Genomic DNA, 18,317 nt, shown 5'->3' with positions numbered 1-18,317 from the left:
GTTCTTAGTACAGTTGGTAGCCTTAAGGACGTTGAAATTATTTGAGCGAATGGGATAGGTTTATGATACAATCACGGTGACAATAAAAACAGTAGGTGAAAGACATTGATTTATGAGAAGGCGCCCGCCAAAATTAACTTAACATTAGATGTTTTATATAAAAGAGATGACGGTTATCATGAAGTAGAGATGGTGATGACGACAGTCGATTTGTCTGATCGTTTAGGCTTTGAATGTTTAAACGTTAATAAGGTTGTCATTGATTCAGAAAATCGATTTGTTCCTGATGATCACCGTAACTTAGCATATCAAGCTGCACAAGTATTTAAAGAGTATTGCGGTATTAAATCTGGTGTCAAAATTGAAATTGATAAAAATATCCCTGTTGCAGCCGGTTTAGCTGGTGGAAGTAGTGACGCTGCTGCAACGATTAGAGGATTAAACCGCCTATTCACAACCAACTTAACGAATCGTGAAATGGAGAAAATGGCAGAACAAATAGGGTCTGATGTTCCGTTTTGTATTCAAGGTGGAACTCAATTAGCAACAGGGCGTGGAGAGGTTTTAGATCCCTTACCTCCCTTACCTCCATGTTATGTCGTACTAGCAAAACCTAATATTGGAGTGTCCACAAAAGAGGTTTATGATCGGGTTAACTTTGAACGCATGAAGCATCCACACACAAAAAAAGTTATAAAAGCATTAAACAATCAGGATTTTAGTAGTGTCTGTGACCGTTTAGAAAATGTTTTGGAGCCCATTACAGTTAGTATGCATAAAGAAATTCCTCAAATAAAAGAACAAATGGTTAACGCAGAAGCTGATGGCGTGTTAATGAGTGGTAGTGGGCCTACAGTTTATGCGTTAGTAAAGCAGGAATCAAAGGCTGACCGTATATACAATAGCTTAAAAGGTTTTTGTCAAGAAGTGTATATTGTTCATTCATTGCGTTAAATGTAGTAATTACAAATAATTCATGATATATTATAGTGTAATATTCGGTTTTTGAGGTGTATTATATGAAACGTAGTGAAAGAATTGTGGCAATGACGTACCATTTTAAAGAAAACCCTAGGAAGTTAATCTCTTTACCGTATTTTGTTGATACGTTTGAAGCAGCCAAATCATCTGTTAGTGAAGATATTGATATTATCGATGAGATGTTTCAGTCATTAGGGGTTGGAAGAATCGAAACAACTGCAGGTGCGACAGGCGGAGTGAGATATATTCCAGATTACGACTTTAATAATGGTCGTTATTTTATTGAACAGTTAATTAAAGTGCTAGAAGATGCTGAGCGCATTTTACCGGGTGGCTATATTTATATGAGTGATGTGTTAGGCGATAACAATTATGTTCGTCAAATCGGCAAAGTATTCGGAGCAACGTTTAGAGATATAGAAGTTGATTATATTGTGACGGTAGCTACAAAGGGAATCCCTTTAGCTTATGCTATTGCAGAAGTGTTAAATGTCCCAATTGTTATTATTAGAAGAGATCCTAAAGTGACAGAAGGCTCTACTGTTAGCATCAATTATGTGTCAGGTTCATCACGGAAAATCCAAACAATGGCACTGGCTAAAAGGAGTATTCCAGAAGGCTCTAACGTATTACTAGTTGATGATTTTATGAAAGCTGGCGGTACAATAAAAGGAATGGAAAATTTGATGGAAGAGTTTAATGCAACAGTTAAAGGCATTGGTGTTTTAGCTGAGGCAGAGGATGAAGATGAAGAAAGACGTGTTGATGATTATATTTCATTATTAAAAATCCAAGAAGTCGATGAGCGTACCGAAGCGATCAAAATAGTCCCAGGCAACTATTTTGATGAAAAATAACTTATGTAACTTAAACTTAGGCTCATTTTAAAGAAGGGGAATTCCTCTTCTTTTTTTATGGCTCTAATATATATGTTAGGGTTTGGATAAAATTCTGACAAGTTTGGGTGGAGGCATTCGAGGCATCGCTTACCGGCGGACGCTTTCACCCGCAGGGCACAAGTGCAACATCTGCTCAAACTTCCCTACGGTCATTTTTCGCAGTGTTTTCTTTGCCGGGGCACGGCCTCAGCTAACTTTGGCAAGAAAAGCATTTGCCAAAGTGGATCTTCGGCTCGCGCTGTTCCCGCAGGAGTCGCCGCCTCACGCGATGCCTCGAATGCTAGAAACAGCTAGTGGAAACCCTCTCCTAAAGGAAAAAAGACAAAAAAGCACGCAAGCTCCTGATTTGTTATCCTCATTTGGATTCCGACGATTTGATCGCTTTCGCAAAAAGATTTTATTGCATCATCAATATAAACATATACAAGGACAAATGGAATAAATCAGGAGTGCCCCCCAAGAGAGCACCCCAACATTTGATTTAGAACCTTTTTTATTGACTAACATTTAGCCCCTTCCACTAAATCTAAAAACATTCTGATGCGTAATTAAGCCACTACGTTCTGTTGCTTTTATATTGTCTCTGTTAAAGCTTAGTGTTGATTATTTAAAAGGTTGCTCTAAGTTGTTGTATTGTGATGAGCGAAGGTGGCGACTCCTGGTCGACTAACATTTAGGTCCTTCCGCTAAAATCTTAAAACGTCGTGTTTGCTACGCGGAAGCCACCACGTCCTGTGTAAGTACGTCCTGTGGCAGGCGTCGACATTAGACTGTCCAGGTCGTCACGGGAATAGCACGAGTCTCTAAAGACCCCTAAAGGCAATGTTTTTCTGCCGAGAGATACACCTGTGTCTGGCTAGTAACGCTCCGAAGTAGGCTTCCTCGGTGCAAAACACTAAGCTGTTTGGCTCTGAGCCGTGCTGCGGCAAAGAAAACACTGCGACAAATGACCGTAGGGAAGTTTGAGCAGATGTTGCACTTGTGCCCTTTTGGTGAAAGCGTCCACCGAAAGCGAATCACAATAACAACAACGAACTTACAGAGCGTTTATATTAAATCTTTGTCACAAAATTATAAAAAATAAATTTCTTTGAAGGAATTTCGAAGTGGGTGTTGAATCTTATTATATAGAGGGTCTTATACAATATTTATGATCAAGTGTAAGGCTTATGTCATCATTTGTAAGTTTATATATCTAAAAGGTGGTGAGACATAATGCAAGTAACTGACGTAAGGCTTCGTCGCGTGAATACGGATGGTCGTATGCGAGCGATCGCATCGATTACATTGGATGATGAGTTCGTTGTACATGACATTCGTGTTATTGATGGAAACAATGGACTATTTGTAGCGATGCCAAGTAAACGAACTCCAGATGGAGAGTTTAGAGATATCGCCCACCCAATCAATTCCGGTACACGTGGTAAAATTCAAGATGCCGTATTAGAAGAATACCACCGTGTCGGTGAAGAAGTTGAATATGAAGAAGCAGGTGCTTCTTAAAATTGTGTGTGAGAAGTTCAATCAATTTCGGTTGAGCTTCTTTTTTATGTTTAACCGAAAGCTATAGACTATAAACCATTATTCCAAAAAAAGTTCAAAAAAATACCACGTAACAATTGATTGATTAAGTTGCATGAGGGCTGTATTTGAGATATATTCATAATGGACGATTATAAGGGTTCCTAGAGCCCTTTGTTAAATATAATTAATGATACGTATTGTGGAGGGAAAAACATGGCAAATCGTTTTGCGGTCGTCCTGGCTGCTGGTGTTGGCTCAAGAATGAAATCAGATTTATACAAAGTGCTACACCCTGTTTGTGGTAAATCCATGGTTCAACATGTTGTCGACCAGTTAAACTATACAGGATTGGATGAAATTGTAACAATTGTCGGTCATGGTGCTGAATCCGTCCAAGATCAATTAGGTAATCAAACAGCTTATGCCATTCAAGAAGAACAACTTGGGACTGGGCATGCTGTACAAATGGCTAGTTCAACCTTGGAAGGCAAAAATGGAACAACGGTTGTCGTTTGTGGGGATACGCCACTTCTAACAGCTGAAACTATTAGTCAATTAATGGATCAACATGAGAAAGAAGGGGCTAAAGTTACAGTACTAACAACAGGCGTAGAAGAGCCTACTGGTTATGGTCGAATTATTCGTAATGAACAAGGCCATGTTGAAAAAATTGTTGAAGAAAAGGATGCAAATGAAAAAGAAAAGGCTGTTAAAGAAATAAATACAGGTACATATTGTTTTGATAATCAATTATTGTTTGATGCGTTAAAACAAGTGTCGAATGATAATGCACAAGGTGAGTATTATTTACCGGATGTTTTAGAAATTGCTAATAGTCAAGGTGAGAAAGTTGCCGCCTATCAAACAAAAAATGTTGATGAGACAATTGGTGTAAATGATCGTGTCGCATTATCAAAAGCAGAAAAATTAATGAAAAACCGTATAAATGAACAGCATATGCGAAGTGGTGTTTCAATTGTGGACCCGGACACCACATATATTGGTGCTGATGTTAAAATTGGAACAGATGTTACAATTGAACCTGGGAGTCATCTAAAAGGTGATACGATTATTGAAAACCATACCCATATTGGTCCAAATACAGAAATAACCGATTGTGAAATTGGTGAATCCTCTACCATTAAACAAAGTGTACTATCCAATAGTTTTGTAGGTTCAAATGTACAAATTGGTCCGTTTGCACACATTAGACCTGAAAGTCGTCTTGAAGATGATGTAAAAATCGGTAATTTTGTTGAAGTGAAGAAATCAAGTATGCAAACAGGAAGTAAAGCGTCTCATTTATCATACTTAGGTGATGCTGAGATTGGTGCTGATGTAAATGTTGGTTGTGGAAGTATAACGGTTAATTATGATGGCCGTTCTAAACATAAAACAGTTATAGAAGATGGTGCATTCATTGGCTGTAATTCGAACTTAGTGGCACCGGTAAAAGTTGAAAAAGGTGCTTATGTGGCAGCTGGTTCAACCATTACGAAGGATGTTCCTGAAAAAGCATTGTCAATTGCCCGCACTCGCCAAGAAAATAAAGAAGGTTACCTAGAGCGCTTAAACAAACGTTCGTAGACTAAGGCTTCATTAGCCTATTTCATATAAACTAATTAGTGGAGGTTTATGTCCTATGCCTAATCAATACCAAGACCCTTACTTAAAAGTATTTTCACTTAATTCTAACCCTGAGCTAGCTCAAGAAATTGCCGATTCAGTTGGTGTCGAGTTAGGGAAGTGTTCTGTTAAGCGTTTTAAAGACGGAGAAGTTCAAATTAATATTGAAGAAAGTATTCGTGGTTGCGATGTTTTTGTTGTACAATCTACAAGCAACCCAGTTAATGAGCATCTAATGGAACTACTCATTATGATTGATGCACTAAAAAGAGCATCAGCTCGTACTGTCAATATTGTTATGCCTTATTATGGTTATGCTAGACAAGACCGTAAAGCACGCTCAAGAGAGCCTATTACATCTAAGTTAGTAGCAGATTTACTCGAAACAGCTGGTGCAGATCGTGTCGTTACATTAGATTTACACGCAGCTCAAATTCAAGGCTTCTTTGATATCCCGATTGACCACTTAGTTGGTGTGCCAACTTTAGCAGATTATTTCTTAGATAAAGAATTAGAAGATGTCGTCGTCGTATCCCCAGACCATGGTGGAGTAACACGTGCTAGGCAAATGGCGGATCGTCTGAAAGCTCCAATTGCGATTATTGATAAGCGCCGCCCTCAACCTAACGTTGCTGAAGTGATGAACATCGTGGGTAATATCGAAGGTAAAACAGCGATCTTAATTGATGACATTATTGATACGGCAGGTACGATTACATTAGCGGCTAACGCAATGATTGAAAACGGTGCCAAAGAAGTTTATGCTTGTTGTACACATCCAGTGTTATCTGGTCCTGCTATTGAGCGTCTTGAAAACTCTGCGATTAAAGAATGTGTTGTGACGAACACGATTAACTTAACTGATGATTTAGGAACTGATAAGATTATTACGTTGTCAGTTGGTAATTTAATTGGTGAGTCGATTAAACGTGTTCATGAGCACCGTTCAATAAGCACTCTTTTTGACTAAGAAAAAAAGTTAAAATTTAACCTAGATTTTAAATGTGTAACGACATCTTTAGACTTTGACATTAAGAACTTGCAACCGGGCTTGTTGTTGATATAATTTTACTTTTACGTTTAAAAAGGTATAATAAAGGGTAAGAGTAAATATCAGAGATTTCTTAAAACGGAGGTTGTAACACATGGCAGCAGTAATTCAAGCGAAGGAAAGACCAGACACAAGGCGTTCTGCAAACAAATTAATTCGTGCAGAAGGTCAAGTACCTGCAGTCGTATACGGCAAAGGGAAAGAACCAGTAACAGTTTCAGTTGATAGTATGGATCTAGTTAAAAAAGTAAGAGAAGAAGGCCGTAACGCTGTATTTTCATTACAAATTGAAGGCGGTAAGTCTTTAGATGCAATGCTATATGATTATCAAACTGATTCAATTAAACAAGATTTAACTCACATTGACTTTTACTTAGTAGATATGTCTACTGAGGTTGATGTTGAAGTGTCTGTAAATATTGATGGTGAATCCAAGGGTGAAAAAGAAGGTGGCGTCATGCAGCAAACGTTGCATGCATTAAATGTACGAGCGACACCTAACAAAATCCCTGATGAAATAACAATAGCTTCAGCTGAATTAGATATTGGCGACAGTGTTACAGTTGGCGACCTCAAAGCAAACAAAGACTACGAAATCCTAGATGATGATGAGTCGACGATTGTGACGGTATTACCACCACAACAAGCAGATGTTCCTGAAGAAGGTGAAGAGGGAGCAGCTGGAGATGAACAAGCTGAGCCTGAGGTTATTAATGAGAAATCAGATAACGAAGGTAAAAACGAAGAATAATTTGATATTTACTTGAAGTGAACAGATCGAAGTCATGCAAAGTTGTGAGCTTCGATCTGTTTTCTACTTTTATAGCCATCTAGCTGTTAAAGCAATCTGTTTGTAATTGAATAACAAAATTGTCCATAATATATAACAGCATACGAATAAAGGAGTTACATATAATGAAATGCATTGTCGGTTTAGGTAATCCAGGCTTACGGTATAAAAAAACAAGACATAATATTGGGTTTCAAGTGATTGACCACATGGCTTCTCTAAATGGTTGGAAATTTAAAAAAGATAAATTTAGCGCGCATTATATCCAAGAAAATTGGAACGGAGAAAAGGTATTATTACTTAAACCACAAACTTATATGAATCGCTCAGGGCAATCAGTTCTGGCAGCAGTTGATTACTTCAATATTGATCTTGATCAAGTATTAGTGATTTATGATGATCTTGACTTACCGACTGGAAAGATTCGTTTAAGACAAAAAGGTGGACATGGTGGTCATAATGGAATAAGAGATATAATTGATCAGTTAGGCACAAAGGATTTTAATCGTATTCGTTTTGGAATTAGTCGCCCTGAAGGCGGTGAAAGTGTAACAGATTATGTATTAAGTAAGTTTTCAAAAGCGGAACAAAAAGACATCACCCCATCTATTAGTCGTTCCATGGATGCTTGTGAAGCTTGGTGTGAAAAGCCGTTTTTACAAGTGATGAATGACTTTAATCAATAGTTCGTTTTGAATAAGGAACCTCACCTTTGGTAAACCTATAACTAGTTTTAATATCAAGAATTAAAACATTTAAGAAGGGTTACGCATAACATGATGTAACGTGTTTTATGTTACAGTTTTTAGAGGGGGTTCTTTTGTGTCAGTAAAGGTAAAGTGTAGACATTGCCTAAGAGCAATTGGTGAAATGAAAGATTCTAATCAAGTCCAACAACTCGTACAAGAACAACCGTTATCAAATGATGAGTTAAATGAGATATTACAGGAAGATGAACAAGGTGAATTAAATGTCCTTCTTGTTTGTGAAGAGTGTGAAGAGATTCTCACACAAAACCCAAGTCTTTTTGAACAAGATAATTTTATCCATTAGGAGCCGCTTTGGTGAAGACCAAAGCATTTTTCTGTTGGGTTAAAACGTAATATGACGAAGTAGCAAGGAGGAGATATATATGAAAAACATAAAAGACTTTCTACTAAACCAAGATGACTTTGCTCATATTATTGATGGGATTGAAGGTGGGATGAATGAGCAGCTCGTATCAGGGCTAACCAACCCTACTAGAGCTGTGTTAGCCTCGATGGTTCACGAGTCTACTGATCAACCAATTCTTTATGTTACCCATCAATTATCTCAAGCACATAAGGTATATGATGAATTAGTATCCGTAGTTGAAGATGATCAAGAAGTTTACTTATATCCTGCTAATGAATTGTTAGCAGCTGAAATAGTCTCTTCCTCACCTGAACTTAAAGCCCAACGTCTTGAAGCATTAAAACAATGGCAAAAAAGCCAAAAAGGAATCTTAGTTGTACCTATTTCAGCATTGAAGCGGATGTTACCGCCTAAAGAACTAATCGACCATTATAAATTAAAATTAAGTACGGGTGATATCATGCCGTTTGAAGAGACGGTAAGGCAAATGCAAAGTCTCGGATACAAAATGGTTGATTTAGTTAATGCACCAGGAGAAATGAGTAGACGTGGTGGTATAGTAGATATTTATCCTTTGACTGAAGCGTATCCGATTAGAATAGAATGGTTTGATGATGAAGTCGAGTCGATTCGTTTCTTTGATGCTGAAACGCAGCGTTCACAAGGTGAAGTGGATCAGTTTGAATTAACACCAGCAGATGAATTTGTTTTTACAAGTGAACAAAGGTATGAAGCAGCTCAACAGCTAAAAGAGATGCTTAAAACGTCTTTAGCAAAGTTAAATGATGAGACAGCAAAAGAACAGTTATATGAAAAGATAAACTATGATATTGAGCGTTTAGAACAAGGCGAAACATTCTCAGGTATATATCAATATTTAACCTTGCTATATCAAAAGCCAAGTAGTTTGCTAGATTATCTGCCTAAAGAAAGTGTTGTGTTATTAGATGAAATGAGTCGTATATCTGAAACAGCTGAGCAATTAGATCGTGAAGAGGCTAATTGGTATACTGAAATGTTAGACCAGCATTCGATGGTTAACGGTTTGAAACTATCATTTGATTGGCAAACTGTTTGGAATAAGGTGACATACCCCAAAATTTATATGTCGCTATTTTTACGGCATATTCCAAATACAAAACCTGAAAACATTGTTAATATTTCAAGTCGACAAATGCAACAATTCCACGGTCAAATGAACCTGTTAAAGAATGAAATGGACCGCTTTAGTCAAGCTCAGTATTCTGTTGTCATTGTAGTCTCTAGTGATGAACGGGCTTCTAGAGTTGAACGGGTATTAGATGATTATGAAATGATCGTTCATAGACCTCATGATACAACCGAATTACCTGTATCTGAGCCAATTATTATAAAGGGTAGTATTAGTGAAGGTTTTGAAATGCCTAGCTATAGACTTGCTGTATTAACAGAAGAAGAATTATTTAAAAAGAAAATGCCGAAAAAGCGCAAGAAGCAAAAAATTTCTAATGCGGAGAGAATTAAGAGTTATCAAGAACTTGAAACAGGTGACTATGTTGTACATACGAACCATGGTATTGGTAAGTATTTAGGCATTGAGACATTACAAGTTAATGACATTCATAAAGATTATATGGTGTTACGCTATTCTGGTAATGATAAATTATTTGTACCTGTAGAACAGATTGACCAAGTTCAGAAGTATGTCGGGTCTGAAGGTAAAGAGCCTAAGCTTTATCGTTTAGGTGGTTCTGAATGGAAAAAGGTCAAATCTCGCGTCCAATCATCTGTTGAAGATATTGCAGATGATTTAATTCAGTTATATGCAGAACGCGAATCTTCAAAAGGACACGCATTCTCAAAAGATACAGAGATGCAAAAAGATTTTGAGGCAGCATTTCCTTATGAAGAAACAGAAGACCAGATACGTTGTATTGAAGAAGTTAAAGAAGATATGGAAAAAGTGCGCCCAATGGACCGTTTGCTTTGTGGAGATGTTGGTTATGGCAAAACGGAAGTAGCCATTCGTGCGGCGTTTAAAGCCATTGTCGATAACAAACAAGCGGCTTTACTTGTCCCTACAACTATTCTAGCCCAACAGCATTTTGAAACATTTCAAGAACGATTTCAGGATTTCGGTATTAACGTTGGTATTTTAAGTCGTTTCCAAACAGCTAAGCAACAAAAAGAGACATTAAATCAGCTAGAGAAAGGGTTAATTGATGTTGTTATTGGGACTCATCGATTACTTTCAAAAGATATTAAGTTTAAAGATTTAGGGTTATTAATTATTGATGAAGAACAACGGTTTGGTGTTAAACATAAAGAGAAAATTAAACAGCTTAGGTCTAATGTCGATGTGTTAACGTTAACTGCAACACCAATTCCAAGAACGCTTCATATGTCAATGGTTGGGGTAAGAGATTTATCAGTTATTGAGACACCGCCTGAGAATCGTTTTCCAATTCAAACATATGTAGTTGAATATAATCCACCTTTTGTTAAAGAAGCGATTGAACGTGAGATGTCACGTGATGGCCAAGTTTTCTTTCTATATAACCGTGTTGATATGATTGATCGTGTAGCAGCTGAGATTGATGAATTGGTAGAAGACGCCAGGGTCGCTTTTGCTCACGGTCAAATGAATGAACGTGAATTAGAAAATATTATTCTAGATTTCCTTGAAGGTAATTATGATGTGTTAGTTAGTACAACAATTATTGAAACAGGGATCGATATTCCAAATGTTAATACGTTAATTGTTAATGATGCTGATAAGATGGGCTTAAGTCAGCTTTATCAGTTAAGAGGAAGAGTTGGACGGTCAAACAGGTTAGCTTATGCTTATTTCACTCATCAACAAAATAAAGTCCTAACAGAAGTAGCTGAAAAGCGTCTTGAGGCGATTAAAGAATTCACAGAGTTAGGATCAGGCTTTAAAATTGCAATGCGTGACTTATCGATTCGAGGTGCGGGCAATTTATTAGGAACGGAGCAACATGGATTTATTGATTCAGTAGGGTTTGATTTATATTCTCAAATGTTGAATGAAGCTATTCAAGCTAAACAAGAAGGGAAAACATATGAAGAAACGAAACCATTTGAAGTTGAAATGACACTTTCTTTAGATGCTTATATCCCGAGTGAATATATAGAAGATGAGACTCAGAAGATCCATATGTACAAACGAATTCATGCAGTAAAAGAAGTACAGGAGATTTTTGAGATCAAGGATGAATTATTAGACCGCTTTGGCCCATACCCTCAAGAAGTAGAAGAATTAATGCAAGTTGCGCGTATTCGTCTTTTAGCGCAACAAGAAAAGATTGAAACAGTCCATGAGAAAAACAATAAAATTGAATTGCTTATGCAAGAGGAAGCAAGCCTTACAGTGGATGGATCTGAATTATTTATGCTAGCAAATGAGTATGGGCGAATGGTTCAGCTTGGGACTGAAGGCAACCAGTTAAAGGTAATAATTCAATACTCCAATAAAAATAAGAACGAGCGATACGATGTTTTAGAAGACATTTTATCAAAACTAAATAAGGTGAAAAATAAACCAAATCATGAATAGTTTTCTCCTGTTGTTTCATACTACAAACACGAACAAACCATTAAGACTCATGAGTAGATGAGTACATTAAAGAAAGTGGGGATTGCAAAGTATGAAAGCAACAGGAATAGTACGTCGTATTGATGACCTAGGAAGAGTTGTTGTCCCTAAAGAAATAAGGCGCACGTTACGCATTAGAGAGGGGGACCCTTTAGAAATTTTCGTTGATCGTGAAGGTGAAGTCATCTTAAAGAAATACTCACCAATAAATGAATTAAGTGAATTTGCTCAAGAGTATGCGCATTCACTTTTTGATGCAACAGGCCATAAAGTTTTAATTTCTGATCGAGATGAATTTATCTCTGTCGCTGGAGCATCAAAGAAAGATTATTTAAATAAAAATATCGGACAATCAATTGAGAATGCTATGGAAAAGCGTGAAACAGTTGTGGAACGAAATGACTATACATTAGAAATAGTTCAAGGAAATGAGGAAAGCGTTGCTTCATTTTTAATCCAGCCTATTGTGACAAATGGAGATCCAGTAGGTAGTATTATGATGTTTTCAGACAAAGGGTCTCTTACAGATGTGGAAACAAAAGTGTGTGAAACAGCTAGTAACTTTTTAGCAAGACAAATGGAATAATTCAAATCAACTTTATAACTATGGATTGTGCTATAATATAACCAAGTTTTTACTAAATGTGATCGGTAAAGAGAGGAACAACATGTCTAAATCAGATACATGGATTAAAGGTACGGTTATATTAGCCATTGCAGGATTAATAGGAAAAGTGCTTGGTATGGTCTATCGTATTCCATTGCAAAACTTAGCTGGAGATGAAGGGTTATATATTTATCAACAAGTTTATCCTGTTATCTCATTAGCTTTAATCTTATCTATATATAGTTTGCCAAGTGCTTTTTCTCACGTTTTAACATATTACACTTCACAAAACGCCCAGATTCGTTATAAAAACGTGTCTGTGGTGTTTTATTTATTAGTCGTAATAGGTTTTTCATTGTTTTTGATTATTTATTTTATGGCACCTTTACTCGTCCAGTTAATGGGCGATAGCAGTTTGTTATGGCCGTTAAGATCAACAAGTGTCTTGTTTTTACTTATTCCAGTGACGGCATTTTTTAGAGGGGTTTTCCAATTTCAACAGCAAACTAATGTTGTTGCGTTATCACAAGTTATAGAACAATTTATTCGTGTTATACTCATCGTTATTTCTACCATAGTCATCGTTCACTTTAACTATTCACTATATCACATTGGTTGGATTGCTAGTGCTTCTACGATTCTAGGTATGATTGTAGCAAGTGCAGTTTTGTTAATCGTCTTTCGTAAAAGGAATATCTCGAATCAACAAGCAACTGACATTAATCTTAGGCTCATTTTAGCCTCGTTACTAACAGGTATCGTCATTTATAGTTTGACTCATATTTTACATTTGATTGTCCAATTAGTTGATGTATTTACAATGATTAATAGTTTACGCCATTACGGTGTGACATTTGAAGAAGCCAAAATTTTAAAAGGTATTTATGACCGAGGCAATCCATTAATTCAATTAGGGTTGGTTTTTGCAGCAGCATTAGCATTTTCAATCGTCCCAGCAGTACAAAATCAAGAGGCAATTCAATCTAAACAATCTGTATGGAATCAAGTATTTGCATTTAAATTAACGTTATTATTTTCACTAAGCGCCTCAGCAGGTTTAATTGCGATTATGCCTTTGTTAAATCCGTTATTTTATCAATCTAGTGATGGGACAGTTGCGATTCAGCTTATGGTTGTATTAGTGTTCTTACTGTCGATGATTATGACATTATCCGTTATGTTACAAGCGCATGGTGTTAGATTGAAACAGGTGAAATACTTAGTGTTGTTGTTTGTAATTAAAGCGATTCTAAACCTTATTCTCATACAACAATATGGGATTGTTGGTGCGAGTGTTGCATCTATTATCGCAGCTATAGTGGTCGTCATTATTTTCTATAAAAAATGGGCATCGAAACTGTCTTTAAATGGGGTTTATCCATTTATATTAAAATCAGTTGCGATTGTGTTCGTTATGATGTTAGCAGTATCTAGTTCAACGTCTCTATTAAGCTTGGTTATTCCAACAGATGAGAGAGTTTTGTTACTGTTAGTTGTATTAGGCCTTTGTGTTATGGGTGTTATGATTGTTATATATTTAATCTATAAATGGAGACTATTTACTAAAGAAGAACAAGAAATATTAGAGGGGCTACCTTTAATAAATAAACTAAGAAAGTAGGAGGAAAATGCATCAGGTTAAAGTGTTTGGATTAGGGGCTGGTACAATTGAGCAACTTCCTTTAGGGGTTTATCGGCAATTACAACATAGTAGTCAAGTATACACAAGAACAATGGATCATCCTGTAATTGAGCAGTTAGTTCAAGAAGGGGTCAATTTTAAAAGCTATGATTCGCTCTATGAAAAAAATGAACATTTTGAAAATGTGTATGAGGAAATTGCGAGAGATTTAATAGAAAAAGCGAAAACAGTGGATGATCTATTCTATACAGTTCCAGGTCACCCTATGGTTGCTGAAAGAACTATACAGTTATTAATCCAATCTGATGAGGTGGACGTTAAAATCGAAGGTGGACAAAGCTTTATTGACCCTTTATTCACTGCTATTCAAGTAGATCCGATTGAAGGATTCCAATTATTAGATGGGACGGCATTAGACCGGGCGAAAATACAATATGAAAACCATTTACTCATCAGCCAAGTGTTCGATACATTTACTGCATCAGAAGTAAAGATTACATTGATGGAAGACCTACCACATGATTATCCTATTACGATTGTTCATGCAGCAGGTAGTGACCAAGAGTGGATTAAGAACGTGTCGTTACATGAATTAGACCATCAATTCCCGGTTAGTAACTTAATTACGTTATATGTAAAACCACAATCACGTCATGAATTACATCATACGTTTAATGCATTAAGAGAAGTGATTGCAAGTCTAAGAGGTCCAGGTGGCTGCCCGTGGGATCAAAAACAAACCCATGAAACATTAAGGCCTTATTTAATTGAAGAAGCCTATGAAGTAATAGAAGCAATAGACCAACAAGACGATCAGCATCTCGCTGAAGAATTAGGTGATGTGCTACTACAAGTGATGTTACATAGTCAGATTGGAGCAGAGAATGGTTACTTTACAGTCGATGATGTGATCAAAAATATAACTGATAAAATGGTTGAACGTCATCCACATGTATTTGGAGATACTACTGTTGATTCAGCGGATGATGTTGTAAGCAACTGGGAAGAGATTAAGCAAAAAGGTAAACCAAAAAAGGAATCAGTATTAGATGGTTTAAACGAAGCCTTACCGCGGTTATTGTATGCTAAGGAGATCCAAAAGAAAGTAGCTAAAGTAGGGTTTGATTGGGACGAAAAAGGTCCTGTAATTGATAAAGTTCAAGAAGAATTAGAGGAATTTCATGAGGCGATATCGAATAAATCAATAGATGAAGCTGAAATGGAATTTGGAGATGTGTTATTTTCGGTTGTGAATTTAGGTCGATTTTACAAACTAGACTCTGAAGTGGCCTTAAACCGGACATGCGAAAAGTTTATAGCGCGGTTTAAGCAAGTAGAAGAGCTTGTCAAAAAAAACGATGAAACCTTGTCAGAATTAACGTTAGAAGAATTAGATGGTTATTGGGAACAAGTTAAGTTAAATCGGTTATGAAATGAGGTGTAATTATGCGTTTAGATAAATTTTTAAAACTATCAAGGTTGATTAAAAGAAGAACAGTCGCTAAAGACGTTGCAAATCAAGGGAGAATTCATGTTAATAGTCAATCAGCGAAAGCATCAACTGACCTTAACGTTGGTGATGAAGTGATGATTCAGTACGGCCATAAAAAGCTAACTGTCAAGGTCGAATCACTACAAGAACATGTTAAAAAAGACCAAACTTCTAGGTTATACTCTGTTATTGAAGAAGAAAAAATAGAATCAAATTCAATTTAATAGCATGTTTATCTACCTCCTGTCATACGGTAGTAGTGAATAGGAGGGAAGGACATGCCATATGAAAAACAGTTATACCAAGGAGAACGAGAAACCAAAAGAGAACATGATTTAAAGCTAAAAGACCGCCGTAAACTTGAGGTTACAGGTGTATTAGATGTTGATAGTTTTGATACAGAAGAGTTTTTATTAAAGACAACAGCGGGTTATTTATTAATACGCGGTCATAATTTGCATATGAAAAACTTAAATGTCGATGAAGGCTTTCTAACGATTCAAGGGAAAATTCATTCCTTTGACTATATTGATGAAAATAAGCAAAATCAAGCTAAAGGAATCTTTAGCAAGTTGTTTAAATGACCTTAAGTATACAATTTATAACTATGTTAACAATGGCTTTTGCGGGCGCTCTATCTACTTCAGCATTTGATACTTATAAGAGGCTTTTGAGGCCTCAAGTATATTGGCAACAATTTTTTATTGATGTTTTATTTTTTCTTACAATGGGTTCTGTAGTCTATTATCTATTATTTCTAGCAAATGGCGGTATTTTACGGTTCTACTTAGTGATAGCCTTTTTGTTAGGAGTTTCAGCTTATTACGCTTTAATACAATCTTTCTTTTTAAGGCTATTAGAAGTTGTTATACGACTAGTAATTAACGTTTATTATTTTATTAAGAATTTAACGGAAATATTTGTAATTAGACCTACTGTGTGGATATTTTTTTTAACTTTTAGTATAATAGTGGCAACTGGTAAGTTTTTACTAAAAGTTATAATACTATTATTTAAGGTGATCTTCACTATTCTTTCACCTTTCATCCCAGGAATAGTAAAAAAGCACCTTATAATTTGGGCTCAAACTTGCGATAATATAATTAGAAATTGGTGGAAAATACTCGTTTACCTTTGGGAGAAAAGGAGGCAGAACAGTGTTAAAGAAGAGGAGTCAAAAGACGAATAAGGTTAAAAAAATAGATTCCAATTACGTTAAACAACAAGAGGAATTTTTGGCGCGTAAAAAACGTGAAAAAAGTTTGCTAATTCGTCGATTAGTAGCTTTTGGAATCCTTTTCTTCTTAATAGTTGGGACACTTTCTGCTTATTATATGCAACAGCGTGCGGTTCATGATGAAAAGCAAAACGAGTACGAAGAACTCCAAAATGAACTTCAAGCCGGGTTAGGTGAACAAGAAAGCCTAGAGCGTGAAGTTGAGTTGTTAAATGATGTTGATTATTTACTGCAAATCGCAAGAAAAGATTACTTTTTCTCTAAAGAAGGGGAAATTATCTTTACATTACCAGAAGATGAAGAAGAGCCTTCTTATTGACACTTTTTAAAAAGCTTATATATAATAGTATAGAATAGATTTTTTAATATTTCTAAGGAGGAGCATTTTCTTTATGTCAATTGAAGTAGGCAGCAAGGTGCGCGGTAAAGTTACCCGCATTACTAACTTTGGAGCATTTGTGGAACTACCAGAAGGCTCAACAGGATTAGTCCACATTAGTGAGGTAGCTAATAAGTATGTAAAAGACATCAATGAACATTTATCAGTCGGTGATGAAGTTGATGTTAAAGTATTGAACGTAGAAGATAATGGTAAGATTGGTCTTTCCATTAAAAAGGCAGATGAACAGTTCGAAAAACAGCAACAGAAAAAACGAACTGAAAGCTTTGAATCAAAAATGAGTAATTTTTTGAAAGATAGTGAAGATAAGTTAGCCTCACTTAAGAAGCATACAGAATCCCGTCGCGGAGGTCGAGGTGCTAAAAGAGGTTAATCTTGCTGTCTAACTAGAGAGCAGTATATATATCTATGAAGTTAATGTGATCATATAACACGCAATTCTTTACAAGGGTTGCGTGTTTTTTAGTTTTTTAGGCTGTAATATTTTTTTGGGTTAGAGATGCAATTTAGAGGTATTAAAAAAGGGGGCTTTCTCCATCATTTTTATTATGAGTCCCATAAAATTTTCTCCATTGCTTTACCTTTTGCTAACTCATCAATCAGCTTGTCCAAATAGCGAATTTCTTGCATAGTGGGTTCTTCAATGTCTTCTACTCTGACACCGCAGACGACACCTTTGATCAAAGACCTCGAAGGATTCAGTTTGGGAGCATTCGTAAAGAAGGTTTCAAAGTCTGTGTGTCTTTCCAGTTGCTCCTCTAACTCTTCTTGATTATAGCCTGTTAACCAACAGATGATTTCATCTACTTCTCTTTTAGTGCGCTCTTTTCTCTCTGCCTTCGTAACATAATGGGGATAGACATTTGAAAAACTCATTGTATAGATTTTATGTTTGACCATGACCCATACACTCTCCCTTATACGATTTTCTTTATTATAGTTTGAAATTTAGCTAGGTTCAAATGAAGGAGTCGTCTATTGATATGTTGATATTGGGCTTTTTCAGCCTTGTTCATCCTACTTGTATCCATTTCATTAAGTATGACAGGTTAATCATCATTTATCATTATTTAATTGAATTAGTCGGTGCATGTGTTGTAATCCACAACAACTTTCGCTTTTATGGATGGGTCAGCAACTATTTTGATACTTTCTGATGGCTTGATTCTTCAGGTTCTAAGTCAAATGTTGGGGTGCTCTCTTAAGAGCACTCCTTATTTATGCCATTTGGCCTTGTATATTCTTATATTTATGATGCAATAAAACTTTTCGACGCAGGCGATCAAATCGTCGAAAACCAAACGCTTGGCGTTTAATCACTTTGGTTTGATTATTAATCCCTTCAATGTAACCATTG

The 18,317-nt window shown here is 36.2% G+C and carries 20 protein-coding genes; 18 read left to right on the top strand and 2 right to left on the bottom strand.

The features are described from left to right. The first annotated feature begins 105 nt into the window (after nucleotides 1-105). From ispE to ABDZ63_RS12075, 18 genes are all read left to right on the top strand, one after another. Nucleotides 106-954 carry a 4-(cytidine 5'-diphospho)-2-C-methyl-D-erythritol kinase gene (gene ispE, locus ABDZ63_RS12160; protein WP_343783835.1) on the top strand — a complete coding sequence of 283 codons (849 nt, stop codon included), beginning with the start codon at nucleotides 106-108 and terminating at the stop codon, nucleotides 952-954. A 65-nt stretch (nucleotides 955-1,019) separates the two neighbouring features. Next, nucleotides 1,020-1,838, top strand: coding sequence for a pur operon repressor (gene purR, locus ABDZ63_RS12155; protein WP_343783833.1), 819 nt, complete (start codon nucleotides 1,020-1,022; stop codon nucleotides 1,836-1,838). An 82-nt stretch (nucleotides 1,839-1,920) separates the two neighbouring features. Next, nucleotides 1,921-2,322 carry a hypothetical protein gene (locus ABDZ63_RS12150; protein ID WP_343783831.1) on the top strand — a complete coding sequence of 134 codons (402 nt, stop codon included), beginning with the start codon at nucleotides 1,921-1,923 and terminating at the stop codon, nucleotides 2,320-2,322. 773 nt (nucleotides 2,323-3,095) lie between these two features. Further along, the gene (spoVG, locus tag ABDZ63_RS12145) at nucleotides 3,096-3,383 is read left to right on the top strand and encodes a septation regulator SpoVG (protein WP_017186526.1); all 288 of its coding nucleotides are present in this window, start codon (nucleotides 3,096-3,098) and stop codon (nucleotides 3,381-3,383) included. A gap of 234 nt (nucleotides 3,384-3,617) precedes the next feature. Further along, entirely contained in the window at nucleotides 3,618-4,991 is a 1,374-nt protein-coding gene (gene glmU, locus ABDZ63_RS12140) for a bifunctional UDP-N-acetylglucosamine diphosphorylase/glucosamine-1-phosphate N-acetyltransferase GlmU (RefSeq protein ID WP_343783828.1), read from the top strand. 55 nt (nucleotides 4,992-5,046) lie between these two features. Further along, nucleotides 5,047-6,000 carry a ribose-phosphate diphosphokinase gene (locus ABDZ63_RS12135; RefSeq protein ID WP_343783826.1) on the top strand — a complete coding sequence of 318 codons (954 nt, stop codon included), beginning with the start codon at nucleotides 5,047-5,049 and terminating at the stop codon, nucleotides 5,998-6,000. 175 nt (nucleotides 6,001-6,175) lie between these two features. Beyond that, nucleotides 6,176-6,832: a 50S ribosomal protein L25/general stress protein Ctc gene (locus ABDZ63_RS12130; RefSeq protein WP_343783824.1), complete on the top strand. Its 657-nt coding sequence runs from the start codon at nucleotides 6,176-6,178 to the stop codon at nucleotides 6,830-6,832. Nucleotides 6,833-6,996: 164 nt separating this feature from the next. After that, a complete protein-coding gene (gene pth / locus ABDZ63_RS12125) occupies nucleotides 6,997-7,557 on the top strand; it encodes an aminoacyl-tRNA hydrolase (protein WP_343783822.1) in 561 nt (186 codons plus the stop codon). Between the two features lie 136 nt (nucleotides 7,558-7,693). After that, entirely contained in the window at nucleotides 7,694-7,924 is a 231-nt protein-coding gene (locus ABDZ63_RS12120; RefSeq protein ID WP_343783820.1) for an anti-sigma-F factor Fin, read from the top strand. Between the two features lie 79 nt (nucleotides 7,925-8,003). Next, nucleotides 8,004-11,543, top strand: coding sequence for a transcription-repair coupling factor (gene mfd, locus ABDZ63_RS12115; protein WP_343783818.1), 3,540 nt, complete (start codon nucleotides 8,004-8,006; stop codon nucleotides 11,541-11,543). Between the two features lie 91 nt (nucleotides 11,544-11,634). Continuing rightward, on the top strand, nucleotides 11,635-12,168 hold the full coding sequence (spoVT, locus tag ABDZ63_RS12110; RefSeq protein ID WP_343783816.1) for a stage V sporulation protein T: 534 nt from the start codon (nucleotides 11,635-11,637) through the stop codon (nucleotides 12,166-12,168). Nucleotides 12,169-12,250: 82 nt separating this feature from the next. Next, on the top strand, nucleotides 12,251-13,810 hold the full coding sequence (locus ABDZ63_RS12105) for a polysaccharide biosynthesis protein (RefSeq protein WP_343783814.1): 1,560 nt from the start codon (nucleotides 12,251-12,253) through the stop codon (nucleotides 13,808-13,810). A 7-nt stretch (nucleotides 13,811-13,817) separates the two neighbouring features. Further along, nucleotides 13,818-15,263: a bifunctional methyltransferase/pyrophosphohydrolase YabN gene (gene yabN / locus ABDZ63_RS12100; protein ID WP_343783812.1), complete on the top strand. Its 1,446-nt coding sequence runs from the start codon at nucleotides 13,818-13,820 to the stop codon at nucleotides 15,261-15,263. 14 nt (nucleotides 15,264-15,277) lie between these two features. Further along, entirely contained in the window at nucleotides 15,278-15,547 is a 270-nt protein-coding gene (locus ABDZ63_RS12095) for an RNA-binding S4 domain-containing protein (protein ID WP_343783810.1), read from the top strand. A gap of 54 nt (nucleotides 15,548-15,601) precedes the next feature. After that, nucleotides 15,602-15,907 carry a sporulation protein YabP gene (yabP, locus tag ABDZ63_RS12090; RefSeq protein WP_343783808.1) on the top strand — a complete coding sequence of 102 codons (306 nt, stop codon included), beginning with the start codon at nucleotides 15,602-15,604 and terminating at the stop codon, nucleotides 15,905-15,907. Further along, a complete protein-coding gene (gene yabQ / locus ABDZ63_RS12085; protein WP_343783806.1) occupies nucleotides 15,904-16,512 on the top strand; it encodes a spore cortex biosynthesis protein YabQ in 609 nt (202 codons plus the stop codon). The genes yabP and yabQ overlap by 4 nt, the downstream gene beginning before the upstream one ends. Further along, a complete protein-coding gene (locus tag ABDZ63_RS12080; RefSeq protein WP_343783804.1) occupies nucleotides 16,481-16,879 on the top strand; it encodes an FtsB family cell division protein in 399 nt (132 codons plus the stop codon). Before yabQ ends, ABDZ63_RS12080 begins: the two co-directional genes overlap by 32 nt. Before the next feature lie 73 nt (nucleotides 16,880-16,952). After that, complete coding sequence (locus ABDZ63_RS12075) at nucleotides 16,953-17,333, top strand: S1 domain-containing RNA-binding protein (RefSeq protein WP_343783802.1); 381 nt, start codon at nucleotides 16,953-16,955, stop codon at nucleotides 17,331-17,333. Between the two features lie 173 nt (nucleotides 17,334-17,506). Here the strand turns inward: ABDZ63_RS12075 and ABDZ63_RS12070 are convergent, their stop codons facing one another. Both ABDZ63_RS12070 and ABDZ63_RS12065 read right to left on the bottom strand, forming a co-directional pair. Then, complete coding sequence (locus ABDZ63_RS12070) at nucleotides 17,507-17,860, bottom strand: DUF2200 domain-containing protein (protein ID WP_343783801.1); 354 nt, start codon at nucleotides 17,858-17,860, stop codon at nucleotides 17,507-17,509. Nucleotides 17,861-18,178: 318 nt separating this feature from the next. Then, nucleotides 18,179-18,317, bottom strand: a 139-nt coding sequence (locus tag ABDZ63_RS12065; protein ID WP_343783992.1) for a transposase, incomplete at its 5' end; no start/stop codon positions are given.

Source organism: Alkalibacillus silvisoli (assembly GCF_039521975.1).
Classification (GTDB): Bacteria; Bacillota; Bacilli; order Bacillales; family Alkalibacillaceae; genus Alkalibacillus; species Alkalibacillus silvisoli.
This window is presented reverse-complemented; position numbering and strand designations above follow the sequence as displayed.